General features: G+C 31.1%; 16 protein-coding genes. 10 read left to right on the top strand and 6 right to left on the bottom strand.

Annotation, left to right across the window (positions count from 1 at the left end):
* The first annotated feature begins 298 nt into the window (after window positions 1-298).
* A complete protein-coding gene (locus QHG34_RS05550; protein ID WP_135833952.1) occupies window positions 299-619 on the top strand; it encodes a hypothetical protein in 321 nt (106 codons plus the stop codon).
* Window positions 620-635: 16 nt separating this feature from the next.
* The gene (locus tag QHG34_RS05545; RefSeq protein ID WP_282629211.1) at window positions 636-818 is read left to right on the top strand and encodes a hypothetical protein; all 183 of its coding nucleotides are present in this window, start codon (window positions 636-638) and stop codon (window positions 816-818) included.
* Here the strand turns inward: QHG34_RS05545 and QHG34_RS05540 are convergent.
* Genes QHG34_RS05540 through QHG34_RS05525 form a run of 4 tightly spaced genes read right to left on the bottom strand, consistent with a single transcriptional unit; the run spans window position 815 to window position 2,943 of the window.
* The gene (locus QHG34_RS05540) at window positions 815-1,267 is read right to left on the bottom strand and encodes a peroxiredoxin (RefSeq protein WP_282629209.1); all 453 of its coding nucleotides are present in this window, start codon (window positions 1,265-1,267) and stop codon (window positions 815-817) included. The two genes, QHG34_RS05545 and QHG34_RS05540, sit on opposite strands and share 4 nt — an antisense overlap.
* On the bottom strand, window positions 1,264-1,674 hold the full coding sequence (locus tag QHG34_RS05535) for a 6-pyruvoyl trahydropterin synthase family protein (RefSeq protein ID WP_180905065.1): 411 nt from the start codon (window positions 1,672-1,674) through the stop codon (window positions 1,264-1,266). Before QHG34_RS05535 ends, QHG34_RS05540 begins: the two co-directional genes overlap by 4 nt.
* A 12-nt stretch (window positions 1,675-1,686) precedes the next feature.
* On the bottom strand, window positions 1,687-2,202 hold the full coding sequence (gene idi / locus QHG34_RS05530; protein WP_115001587.1) for an isopentenyl-diphosphate Delta-isomerase: 516 nt from the start codon (window positions 2,200-2,202) through the stop codon (window positions 1,687-1,689).
* A gap of 27 nt (window positions 2,203-2,229) precedes the next feature.
* The gene (locus QHG34_RS05525; protein WP_282629207.1) at window positions 2,230-2,943 is read right to left on the bottom strand and encodes a biotin--[acetyl-CoA-carboxylase] ligase; all 714 of its coding nucleotides are present in this window, start codon (window positions 2,941-2,943) and stop codon (window positions 2,230-2,232) included.
* A gap of 93 nt (window positions 2,944-3,036) precedes the next feature.
* On the opposite strand from QHG34_RS05525, the gene rsfS reads away from it, so the two are divergent.
* The 6 genes from rsfS (at window position 3,037) to QHG34_RS05495 (ending at window position 8,023) form a co-directional block, all read left to right on the top strand.
* Window positions 3,037-3,405, top strand: a complete 369-nt coding sequence (rsfS, locus tag QHG34_RS05520; protein ID WP_282629206.1) for a ribosome silencing factor — start codon at window positions 3,037-3,039, stop codon at window positions 3,403-3,405.
* Between the two features lie 22 nt (window positions 3,406-3,427).
* On the top strand, window positions 3,428-5,437 hold the full coding sequence (ftsH, locus tag QHG34_RS05515) for an ATP-dependent zinc metalloprotease FtsH (RefSeq protein ID WP_282629205.1): 2,010 nt from the start codon (window positions 3,428-3,430) through the stop codon (window positions 5,435-5,437).
* Between the two features lie 129 nt (window positions 5,438-5,566).
* Window positions 5,567-6,172, top strand: coding sequence for a hypothetical protein (locus QHG34_RS05510; RefSeq protein WP_282629204.1), 606 nt, complete (start codon window positions 5,567-5,569; stop codon window positions 6,170-6,172).
* A gap of 2 nt (window positions 6,173-6,174) precedes the next feature.
* Window positions 6,175-7,023, top strand: a complete 849-nt coding sequence (locus QHG34_RS05505; RefSeq protein ID WP_282629202.1) for a phosphatidate cytidylyltransferase — start codon at window positions 6,175-6,177, stop codon at window positions 7,021-7,023.
* Entirely contained in the window at window positions 7,020-7,670 is a 651-nt protein-coding gene (locus tag QHG34_RS05500; RefSeq protein ID WP_282629201.1) for a phosphatidylserine decarboxylase family protein, read from the top strand. Before QHG34_RS05505 ends, QHG34_RS05500 begins: the two co-directional genes overlap by 4 nt.
* An 83-nt stretch (window positions 7,671-7,753) precedes the next feature.
* Window positions 7,754-8,023, top strand: coding sequence for a hypothetical protein (locus tag QHG34_RS05495; protein ID WP_282629200.1), 270 nt, complete (start codon window positions 7,754-7,756; stop codon window positions 8,021-8,023).
* Between the two features lie 7 nt (window positions 8,024-8,030).
* On the opposite strand, the gene QHG34_RS05490 is transcribed toward QHG34_RS05495, so the two are convergent.
* Complete coding sequence (locus QHG34_RS05490; RefSeq protein ID WP_282629199.1) at window positions 8,031-9,104, bottom strand: glycosyltransferase family 2 protein; 1,074 nt, start codon at window positions 9,102-9,104, stop codon at window positions 8,031-8,033.
* Window positions 9,105-9,719, bottom strand: coding sequence for a recombination mediator RecR (gene recR / locus QHG34_RS05485; protein ID WP_282629198.1), 615 nt, complete (start codon window positions 9,717-9,719; stop codon window positions 9,105-9,107).
* 105 nt (window positions 9,720-9,824) lie between these two features.
* Between recR and QHG34_RS05480 the strand changes: the two genes are divergently transcribed.
* Together QHG34_RS05480 and proC are read left to right on the top strand one after the other, a co-directional pair.
* Window positions 9,825-11,363, top strand: a complete 1,539-nt coding sequence (locus QHG34_RS05480; RefSeq protein ID WP_282629197.1) for a sodium:solute symporter — start codon at window positions 9,825-9,827, stop codon at window positions 11,361-11,363.
* A 23-nt stretch (window positions 11,364-11,386) separates the two neighbouring features.
* Complete coding sequence (gene proC / locus QHG34_RS05475) at window positions 11,387-12,169, top strand: pyrroline-5-carboxylate reductase (protein WP_282629196.1); 783 nt, start codon at window positions 11,387-11,389, stop codon at window positions 12,167-12,169.
* Window positions 12,170-12,172 lie beyond the last annotated feature (3 nt).

Genomic DNA, 12,172 nt, shown 5'->3' with positions numbered 1-12,172 from the left:
TAATTATTATATAAATAATCAGAATTGGAAATATAGAAATGGGTATTATATTGGAGACATTTTAGATAAATCTAAAGATGTTTCTAACAATGAAACTCAGTATTGTTTTGGATATATTTTAATTATAAAAAATAATCAAACCAATGAAAAAGGGTATTATATTAGAAAGTAATATGACGCAATAACAAATATCTAGTTTCTAACCTTTACTTTTCATTAACCGCAAAAGAAACAAGTTTCGAAGTTCTAATTAGAGAGTTGAAGTTTTAAGACAACCCTAAACATCATAAATTATTAAATGAGAAATTGTAAAAAACTACTAAACAAATCTATCTGCCTAATCCTAGAAAATTCAAATAAAGAAGATGACATAAAAATATATTATGGTAAAGTTTTAAAAGACAAAAATGAATCATATTATTTTACTGATAATTCATCAACAATACATTTAACTTTAGATGAAGAAGATTTAGATAATGCGAAAGTAATAACCCAAGAAAAACAGAAAGAAAATGAAATATTTAGAAATTGTGATTATTCTATTTGGATAACAGTAAATATAATAGAAATTGATGAACCAACAGACGATATGAAAAAAACTAATATGAAATGGGATTAATCCCTACTTTTACAATATGAAACAAAATATAATTTATAGTATCATTTTCTTTTTCGTGTTATTTGGACTAAAATATTTGTTCGATAAAAGCGATGTACAAACAATGTTGGTTTATTCGGCAATTGGAACAGTTATCTTTTTTATTTATCGCGTTGTTGTAAGAAAATTATTATACAAACAAAAAGACCAAGAAAACTAATTTCCTTGGTCTTTTTTTATTGCTTGCATTGCTTCTTCTATATGTGTTTCTGCAACATTCGAAACAATGTGTTTGATTAATTTCCCTTGTTTATTGAATACAAAAGTTTCTCGCGGCGTTACTAAACCAAATTTCTTTTTAATTCCCAACAATTTCGACAACTTTGCTCCTTTATCAGAAAGCAACGGAAAGTTTAGTTGATGTTTTGTATAAAACTTTTCGTGAGAAGAAGTTGATTGTCCATTTATTCCAACAATCACAGCATCTAAAGCATTAAAATCTGCATTTACATCACGAAATTGACAAACTTCTTTTGTACACATTGGCGTAAAATCCATCGGATAAAAGAACAAGACAAAATATTTTTTGTACAAAAATTCGTCCGAATTAAACCAATTTCCTTTGTTATCTTCCAACGAAAAAGTTGGTATGTGATCGCCTAATTTCATTCGCCTGCGTATTCTACAAAGTTACGTGGAGTTTCGTATAAGGTTACTTTTAATTCTAAATCGGTCGCTAATTTTGCTCGAATTTTATTCCAAATCAAAATCACAATATTTTCGGCAGTTGGATTAACATTTTGAAATTCTTCAATATCAACATTCAGATTTTTATGATCCAAATAATCTTCCACTTCAACCTCGATAATTTTTCGTAATTCGTCCAAATTCATTACAAAACCAGTTTCTGGATCAACTTCACCTTTTACCGCCACAATAATTTCATAATTATGTCCATGATAATTTGGGTAAGAACATTTTCCGAAAACTTCAAAATTTTGTTCATCGCTCCAATTCTTGTTAAACAATCGGTGCGCAGCGTTAAAATGTGCTTTTCTATTGACAGTAACTTTCATTTGTATAAATTTTTATTCTTCGATATACGAAACGTAATGTTCAAAAATTATTTTGAACCAGGCTGTATAATTCTGAGGATTTTTTTCCATATCTTTTTTCAAATCATCCAACTCTACCCAACGATAAGCCATCACTTCATCAGGATTTAGCTTTGGTTCGTCATCAAATGTTCCAATAAAAACATGGTCTAATTCATGTTCAATCAAATCATTTTCTAAATGTGCTTTGTAGATGAAATTAAATTTATATTCTAATTCGCAATCAAATCCCATTTCTTCTTCCAAACGTCTGTGCGCCGCTTGTTCGTAAGTTTCGTTATCGCGTGGATGACTACAACATGTATTCGTCCACAACGTTGGCGAATGGTATTTGCTCGCAGCTCGTTGCTGAATCATCAATTCTCCTTTGGAATTGAATACAAAAACAGAAAATGCACGATGCAACAAACCAGCTACATGAGCCTGTTGCTTCTCCATCAATCCTAATTTTTGATCGTCCTGATCAACTAAAACTACAAATTCTTCCATAAAACAAAAATAACCATTTATGTAGGATTAAAAAAGAAGTTCGATTTCTTTGTGCTTAAATTCTCTCAATTCTTGATTGATTTCAATCACTAAATTTCCCGCTTCATTTACATCTCTAATCATTCCGTCCACTTCTACTCCATCCAATCTAAAACGTGAAATTTCATCTTTTCTGAAGAGATTATCTAAATAAGTTTGATGAATTTGTTCAAAATTTTTCTGTTCTAAAATAGTATATTCTTTTTCGAAGTAAATCATCAAATCTGCCAAAATTTCCTCTATGTCATACGTTTTGTCAGTCACTACTTTTAGTGAAGTTGCTTTTGGCAAGTGATTAAAATCAGCTTGATTGACATTAATTCCTATTCCAATTACAGAATTCATTATTCCATTGGAACGATGATTTTCGATTAAAATTCCGCAAACCTTTTTATCATTTAAAATGATATCATTTGGCCATTTTACGTTAGATTTTGGATGAAATTGTTTTAAAAATAGACAAATAACATTCGAAATCCATTCGTTAAAATAAATTAATTCTTGAAAACTATAATCTGTTTTCAGCAAAAAACTAAAGGTTAAATTTTCTCCAGCAACAACTTTCCATTCATTTCCTGCGTAACCTTTTCCTTTTGTTTGATTTTTAGCATGTATGACAGTCCAACTATTGGCATCTTTTTTGGACAAATCCATTAAAAATTCATTCGTATTAGGTAAAGAATCAAAACTAATTAAGTACATTTTTTTTATTACTTTTATCTAGTGGTTAAAGTTATTTTAAAAAGTTCAAACTTTAATTAGGATTCACTAAATTTGCGAATTACAAAATATAAGATGATAGATACTCAATATACAAAAGACTTGCTAGATAGCATTGTAGATGGAATAACAAACGTTAAGGGAGAAGAAATTACTATTTTAGATTTAAGAGAAATTGAAAATGCATTTTGCCAATACTTTGTAATTTGTACAGGAAACTCTAATACACAAGTTAGTTCTATAGCTGCTTCTGTAGAAAGAACTGTAAAAACTGAGATGGGAGAAAGACCATTTCATGTAGAAGGAACTCAAAATAATCAATGGATATTATTAGACTACACAAATGTTATTGTCCATGTTTTTCAAAAAGAATACAGAGAATATTACGATATCGAGAGTTTATGGGGTGATGCCATAGAAACACGTATCGAAATGGAATATTAATCATAACTGAAACCAAAAAAAATTGAAAAAAAATAATTTTAAACCATCTGGTTTTAATCCTACATGGATATATGCCATTATAGGATTATTGCTGATTGCCTTTTTATTATTTTCGGATAATATTGGCGGAATGGGAGCTGCGACAAAGAATATTGATCGCACAACATTTCTGTCATATGTAGAAAAAGGTTACGTAAAAGAGGCTGATTTAGAAAAAGAAACAGGACGAGTAGCAGTTTATTTGACTGATGCTGCATTAAATACTGAAGAATTCAAAAAATTCAAAAAATCTGAAAGTATTAATCCTTTGTCTACTGGTTCTCCAAACTTCACTTTCAATGTTGCTGATGCAGGTAATTTTGAGAAAGATTTTTATGCTAACGTAGAAAAGAGCCCAAATAAAACAGCCAAACTTAATACAATCGTATCAAGTGGATTTGGAAGTTTATTTATGAACTTATTCATTACTTTATTCTTCTTCGGATTAATCTATTTCCTATTATTCAGAAAAATGGGTGCTGGTGGATCTGCAGGTGGAAGTGGTGGAATTTTTTCTGTCGGAAAATCAAAAGCTAAATTATTTGAAGGTGATGATCACATCAAAACTACTTTCAAAGATGTAGCTGGATTAGAAGGTGCAAAAGAAGAAATTGAAGAAATTGTAGAATTCTTAAAACACCCAGATAAATTTACTAAACTTGGTGGACGAATCCCAAAAGGAGCGTTATTAGTAGGACCTCCAGGTACAGGTAAAACATTATTAGCAAAAGCTGTAGCTGGAGAAGCTAAAGTTCCATTCTTTTCTTTATCAGGATCAGATTTCGTAGAAATGTTTGTTGGTGTTGGTGCATCTCGTGTTCGAGATTTATTCAAAAATGCAAAAGAAAAATCTCCTTCAATTATCTTTATTGATGAGATTGATGCAATTGGTCGCGCACGTGGAAAATCAAATTTCACAGGATCAAACGATGAGCGCGAAAATACATTAAACCAATTATTAACAGAAATGGATGGTTTTGGAACAGAATCTAATGTAATTGTGATTGCTGCAACAAACCGTGCAGATGTTTTAGATAAAGCTTTAATGCGTCCAGGTCGTTTTGACCGTATTATTCATGTAGATTTACCTGAATTAAACGAACGTAAAGAAATCTTTGCTGTACACTTACGTCCTCTTAAATTAGGAGAAGATGTCGAAATTGATTTCTTAGCTAAACAAACCCCAGGTTTCTCTGGTGCTGATATCTTTAATGTATGTAACGAAGCTGCCTTAGTTGCTGCCCGTAAAAACAAAGAAGTTGTAGAAAAACAAGATTTCTTAGACGCTGTAGATCGTATTATTGGTGGTTTAGAGAAGAAAAGCAAAGTGATTAAACCTTCTGAGAAAAAACGTATTGCTTATCACGAAGCTGGACACGCAACAATTGGTTGGTTAACAGAGCACGCAGCTCCGTTAGTTAAAGTTACAATTGTTCCACGTGGACGTTCGTTAGGTGCCGCCTGGTATTTACCAGAAGAAAGACAAATCACAACGACAGAACAAATGTTAGACGAAATGTGTATGACAATGGGAGGTCGTGCTGCAGAGGAAGTTGTTTTCAATAATATTTCGACTGGAGCTTTAAGTGATTTAGAAAAAGTAACAAAGCAAGCTTCTGCGATGATCAGTATTTATGGTCTGAATAAAGAAATAGGAAATGTTTCTTACTACGATTCATCTGGACAAAACGAATATGGTTTTGGTAAACCTTATTCAGAGCAAACAGCTCAAGTCATTGACAAAGAAGTAAAAGCAATAATTGAGAATGAATACGAAAGAGCAAAAGAAATTTTACGCAATAATCGTGATAAATTAGATATTTTAGCTCAAAAATTAATTGAGAAAGAAGTTATCTTCCGCGAAGATTTGGAAGAAATTTTTGGACCAAGAAAATTTACAAATGAGTTAGATCAAGTTGAAGAAAAGCAGGAAGAAGCTATTGAAGCTGGTCCACAGCAAGTCATTCAACCAGAATCAGGAAATGATATTTAATCAAAATAGATAAATCTTAAAAAAAAATCGCTTTTTATAGGCGATTTTTTTTTTACATATTATTATATAGACAATTTTTGTTACCTTTAGGGTTAAATTATGTAATTTCGCATTAAATCATGAGTATTCATGTGGAAAGCAATTAAAAACCTACTAAAAAAAGCCACTCACCAAACTGAGAATAATGATGAGGAAAATCAAATTGATTTATTTCATCCAAATTATTCTGAGAACAACTTATCAATGGATGAAGTTTTTGCAACAAACTTTAACGCTGGTGGTGGGCATTTTTTATTTTGTGATAATAACGAAGAAGCTTTCCGTAACTTAAAAGAAATTGTTAACTACGAAAATGTAAGCGAATTAATCTGTTTAGATCCTAGTTTGCAACAAGCTTTACAAGCTGTGAATATTCCATATGTAGAAAATCCTAGTGATTCTAGATATACACTAAGTTTTTTGAATTGCGAATTTCTAATCGCTTTTGATGGTAGTATTATGTTATCTGCTCATCAAACTTGTGGAAGAAATATCGACGATTTCCCATCAAACTTTATTATTTATGCTCGTCCTTCTCAACTTGTAGAGAATGTTGGAGCTGCATTGCAAAAATTACGAACTTTAAAAAAAGACAATCTTCCATCTAAAATTACTTCGATTCGAGGAAAAAACATGCACAAATTTCCTAACATACAGAATGCGAAGAATATTTATTTGTTATTGGTTGAAGAATAGCCATGAAAAATTTAGTTGTTAGAGCTTCTTCGGGGCTTGTATACGCCATCATCATATTTTTAGGAACAACCATTCACCCAAAAGGACTTATCGTATTAATGATGGTTTTTGGACTGTTTTGTTTGTACGAATTTCTAAAAATTACTAATCTTTCAAAAAAAATCTATCAATTAGGTGTTTTATTAGCCTCATTATTGATATTTGGATATTATAGTAAAAATTTTTTAGAAGCATTTGAAACTTCTAATCATTATTTCTTTTACCTAAAAAGTGCTTTTTTCATTGTACCAGTACTTTTCTTGTTTAGTATTTATACCATATTTAAATCTACAAACGAATTGTTAAACGATTTCGGAAAAGCAACTTTAGGTTTAACTTACATTATTGCTCCATTTGCCCTTGCCTTAACTCTACCAAGCTTTGATTATGCTTTGGGAGAAAAAGTAATGCATTACGAAGTTTTCTTTGTCTTTTTGTTACTTTGGTGTAGTGATACATTTGCCTATTTAACAGGAAATTTGATCGGAAAACATAAATTTGCTCCAAAAATTTCTGGTGCAAAAACATGGGAAGGATTTCTTGGAGGAATAGTTTTCACACTTTTAGCAGGATTTTTAATTCAAAAATATTACGGCGAAAACTTACACGGTAACTGGATGATTATCGGTTTGATAGTTGCAGCTTTAGGTCCGTTTGGAGATTTGACAGAATCTAAAATAAAACGATTTTTCAATGTAAAAGATAGCTCTAACCTAATTCCAGGTCACGGCGGTTTTTTAGATCGACTAGATAGTTTTATATTTGTCGTACCATTTGTCTATTTATATTATTTATTAGTATACACTTTATGAAACTTCACAGAGAAGGAACAGCTATTTTAATCGGTTGCTTAGTTTTATTTGCAATCGCAACAGGAGTATTACATTACTTTTTTCCTGTTTATGGGTTTTATTTCGCCTTACCATTATGGATTTTATATGGATTTATCGTTTGGTTTTTCAGAAACCCAATCAGAGAATCTGATTCTTCTGAAAACTGTGTAATAGCACCAGTTGATGGAAAAGTTGTTGTTTTAGAAGAGGTTTATGAAAGCGAATTTCTTAATCAGAAATGTATTCAACTTTCTATTTTCATGACACCACTTAATGTACACGTGACGCGTTATCCTGTAAATGGAAAAGTAATTTATTCTAAATATCATCCAGGTAAATTTTTGGTTGCATTTCATCCAAAATCATCTGAATTGAACGAAAGAACAACTGTTGTCGTAGAAAATGCAGATCATACAAAAATCTTATTCAGACAAATTGCAGGTGCAGTTGCACGTAGAATTGTTTGCTATAGTAAAGAGAATGATGCTGCAGTTGCTGGAAAAGAATATGGTTTTATCAAATTTGGATCTCGTGTAGATATCTTTTTACCTCTTGATACTGAAATCAACGTAAAAGTTGGTGATAAAACAAAAGGTGGAATTCAAAAAATTGCACAATTGAAATAAATCAGTTAGTTGAACTCAATGTTTTTAACTAATTTTGTCAAAATAATTATTTAATAATATACCCTTACAATAAATTGTACGTCATGAAAAAATTAATTCTTTTAGTAGCTGTTGCAGCATTTGCTACTTCTTGTAACTCTAAAGCTGGTGTAAACCACGGAGTTCTTCCAGTTGTACATGAACCTGCAACTGCAGAAGAAATGCATCACAAAGCTGAAGCTGCTCATGGAGCGCATGCAGAACACGCAGAGAAAGCTGAAGAGAAACATGAAGAAGTTAAAGATTCTACAAAAACTGTAGAAACACCTGCTAAAGAGGTAAAAGATTCAATAAAAACAAAAGCTGGACATTAATCCAGCTTTATTTTTTTTCAATTATTTTTTTATTATCACCTATCCAATACTTCTTTTTTTTGGGTTGAATGTAAAATGATATTGATTGTTTAGAATGTTGCGAAATCATTTCTAAAATTTCTTTGTAGCTGAATTTTTCGGCATTTAAAACTACATTTTGATTATATAAATTACGCAATTCTATTTGATCTTTTAGCTGAATGTAGTTCGTTTCATTACCATCAATCATAGGTACTTTAACTTCTCTTGAAAAGTTATACTTTATAATTTCAATCCAATATTTAAGTAAAATTCCACTTTTCAAAACAAAATAATTTAATTTATTTTCTTTGTAATATTTTGCCAAGAAAATCATCATTGCTTCAAAAAACATATTATAATATTTTTTATCTCGATGCGTACTTTCTCCTTTATAATGTAATACCGTAATATCGCCTTTGTAATAATTTTTGTATCCAGCTAATTCTGCACTATAACTTAGATCAATGTCTTCGCCATACATAAAATATCGGTTATCAAAACCTTCTAAATCTTGGTAAATTTGCTTTGTTGTAAACATAAAAGCACCAACCAAAATTTCGCAAGGAGCTGTAGAAAACTCATCAACTTCTAACTTATAATAATTATTTGATTTTGAAGAATGTTTCCGTTTAAATAACTTTGAAAAAGAATTTTTTGCTGTCGGAATATTTCGTTTAGATTCGGGATGAAAATTACCGTTTGTATCAATTAACCGAACTCCAACAAATCCTATTTTTTCTTTAGATTGATGAAAGTCAATTAATTCTTGAACAATATTTTCTGGAATAATAGTATCTGGATTGAGAATTAATACATATTCGCCCAAAGCATTCTCAACGCCAATATTGTTTGCTTTTGCAAAGCCTAAATTATCTTTCTGAAGTAGAAACTTTATGTTAGGATGTACTTTTTTTAATTCTTCAAAAACAATTTCACTCGAATTATTATCTACCACAATAATTTCTCCGTTTACATTTTTTATTGCTTCGTGACAAGAATCAAGACAAATATCCAAATGTTTTGGAGCATTATAACTAACGATAACAATCGAAATCTTCATTTAGAACTTGTTTTCAGAGTAAGGAACACGATATTGTATAGATCGTACCAAAGTTGCTTCGTCAGCATATTCTAGCTCATCTCCTACTCCAAGTCCTCGCGCAATTGTAGAAAAAATTAGATCAACATCTTTTAATTGTCTGTACAAATAAAATACGGTTGTATCGCCTTCCATTGTAGAACTCAATGCAAAAATAATCTCTTTTACCTCATCTGTTTTTACGCGATCTATCAAAGTCTGAATATTTAATTGTCCAGGACCAATTCCTTCCATTGGCGAAATCTTACCTCCCAAAACGTGATATTTCCCTTTAAATTGACCTGTATTTTCTATCGCCATCACATCACGAACATCTTCTACAACACAAATCAACGATTCGTCGCGCAAAGGATTATTACAAATTTCACAAACATCTTGATCAGAAATTGTATGACAGTGTTGACAATATTTTACATCTTCCATCAAATGAGAAAGTGCTTCGGACAAAGCTACAGTTTGAGATTTTGGACGATTTAGCATATGCAAAACCAAACGCAAAGCCGTTCGTTTACCTATTCCTGGTAAATTAGACATTTCATCTACAGCTTTCTCTAACACTTTGCTTGGGTAATTCATTTCTAAAAATTAAGGACAACAAAATTACGATTTTTATCTACTCAAAATTTATATGTCTTGGTATCATCAAAAATAGTAAATTTGGGCATATTTACTCTAAAAATTATGAACTCAACAATTTTACTGCTTTGTGTAATTGTATACTTTGTAGGACTATTAGTTATCTCTTACTTTACCAGCAGAAACTCGGATAATCAATCATTCTTTAACGGGAATAAGAAAAGTAAATGGTGGTTGGTTGCTTTCGGGATGATTGGAACAAGTCTTAGTGGTGTAACATTTATTTCTGTTCCGGGAACTGTCGGAAAACTAACTGGATCTGAATACATTTACGGGGGATTCGAGTATTATATGATGGTAATCGGATTTTTCCTTGGTTACTTTATTGTAGCTGGAGTTCTGCTTCCGTTGTATTATCGCATGAATTTGACTTCGATTTATACGTATTTAGGAAAACGTTTTAATGTCGAAGCGCACAAAATAGGTTCGGTTTTCTTCATCATTTCGCGAGGAATTGGAGCAACTGCACGTTTGTATTTAGTAGTAAATGTTTTACAAATATTTTTGTTAGATAATTTAGGCGTTCCATTCTGGGTTACAACGTTTATCTTACTATTAATGATATTATTATATACTTTTGAAGGAGGTGTAAAAACAATTGTTGTAACAGATACATTACAAACTTCTTTTATGATTATTAGTTTGATTGCATGTATTTGGTTTATTCTATCACATCTTAATCTGTCTGTTGGTGAAGCTTATGATTTGATGCAAGCCAAAAATTATACACATTTCATTAACCTTGATCCTAACTCAAAAACATTTTTCTTGAAAACAATTTTGGGTGGAATGTTTATCACAATTGCGATGACAGGTCTTGATCAAGAAATGATGCAAAAAAATATTTCAGTTGATAATCTTCACAACTCTAAAAAGAATATGTTGACATTCGCCGGAACGCTGTTGATTGTCAATTTAGCCTTCCTTTTCTTAGGAGGTTTACTTTATTTGTACGCAATGAGCGAAGGTGGTTTTTATACTGCTGATGGCTTTCTAATGGCTCAAAATGGGCAAAGTATTATGGGTGACGATATGTTTCCGGCATTATCGTTATCAGGAAGTCATTTCCCAATGATTATCTCTATTATCTTTATTATTGGATTAATTTCAGCATTATTTCCTTCTGCCGATGGTGCTTTAACAGCTGTTACAAGTTCTTATTGCGTTGATTTACTAAACATCAACGAAGACAAAGAAAAATCTGAAAAAGAGAAAAAGAAAATCCGTATTCGTGTTCACTTAATTTTTACAGTTGTTTTCTTTATCTTAATCATGGTTTTCAAAGCAATCAACAATAAATCGATTGTTTATCTTGTAATGGAGGTTGCAGGTTATACATACGGACCATTGTTAGGTTTATTCGCTTTCGGAATTTTAACTAAACGTAACATTTACAAAAAATATTCAATCATAGCAGTTGCTATTTTGGCACCTATTTTTACCTATATTATCAATGAGTTAGTCATCAATTTTACGGATTACAAAATTGGGGTTGAATTAATCATCTTAAATGGTTTATTAACATTTATAGGTTTATGGTTAGTAAGTTCTACAAAACAAAAAGAAGTAAACTTAAGTGCTTAAAACACTTTAATTAAAGCCACAAAATGAAAAAAATCGCCATAATTGGAGCAGGAAATTTAGGAATTGCAATCGCAGAAGGTTTAATAAAAAATAAAGCTTTTTTACCAGAACAAATTATTGCAACACGTAATAATCTGCAAAAAATAGAGCATCTAAAATCACAAGGAGTTACAATTACATCAGACAATCACTTTGCTGTAAAAGAAGCGAATTACATTTTACTTTGTGTAAAACCTTACAAAGTGACCGAAGTTTTAGAAGAATTAGAAGCTGATTTTACTTCATCAAAAATTTTGATTTCGGTTGCAACAGGTATTTCACTTAAAACCTATGAAAATATTTTACCAAAAGGAATTACAATTTTCAGAGGAATGCCTAATACGGCTGCAGCTGTAGAAGAATCAATAACATGTATTTGTGGTAACAATAAAGATGAAAATATAATTGAGGAAATTAAAACGATTTTCAATCCAATTGGTGAAACTGTTGTTATTAACGAAGAATTAATGAACGCAGCAACTGTGATTGGTGCTTGCGGAATTGCTTATGTTTTACGCTTTATACGTGCTATGATTCAGGGAGGAATAGAAATCGGTTTTGATGCGCAAACTGCTTCAAAAATAGTGACGCAAACTGTAAAAGGTGCAGCCGAATTGTTAATAGAAAATGGTTTGCATCCAGAACAAGAAATTGATAAAGTTACAACACCAAAAGGTTGTACAATTGCTGGATTAAACGAAATGGAACATCAAGGTTTTAGTTCTTCATTAATCAAAGGAATTAAAACTTCATTTGAAAAAATTTAAGAA

The sequence above is a fragment of the Empedobacter sedimenti genome, from assembly GCF_030005555.1.
Taxonomy (GTDB): Bacteria; Bacteroidota; Bacteroidia; order Flavobacteriales; family Weeksellaceae; genus Empedobacter; species Empedobacter sedimenti.
Note: the sequence above shows the minus strand (reverse complement) of the source record. Positions and strands in the feature narration are given on the sequence as shown.